At 38.8% G+C, this 325-nt stretch carries 1 protein-coding gene; it reads left to right on the top strand.

What is annotated here, in order from left to right; genetic code table 11:
• The coding region (locus SCA31_RS22820) for a hypothetical protein (RefSeq protein WP_410699325.1) at positions 1-325 on the top strand (325 nt) is incomplete at both ends.

The following is a 325-nucleotide window of genomic DNA, read 5'->3' on the forward strand; positions in this document are numbered from 1 at the left end:
TATGCTGGACTATCATAACAGAGCTCAGTACGGAGACTGGCCTACTATTTACGGACAGAACTATACAGCTTTCCTTGATGCCAATGGAATCGAAAAAAATGAAGACGGAAGCTTCAAGACTGAGAAAAGTGGTGATATCTACGAAAAAGATGAGAAAACAGGAACCTATAGAAAGACAGGAGACCGTTTTAATTATGTTTTCAGTAAGTCTCAGATCAGTTTGATGCCAAGGATGTTTAATGAGGATAAGGATGTAATGGCTAATTATATCTCTATGTATGGGGCACCGGATTTTACCTTTAACTACGGCAATGAAGAAGTTGCT

Origin of the sequence: Chryseobacterium sp. SIMBA_028, assembly GCF_046535285.1 — a bacterium.
Classification (GTDB): Bacteria; Bacteroidota; Bacteroidia; order Flavobacteriales; family Weeksellaceae; genus Chryseobacterium.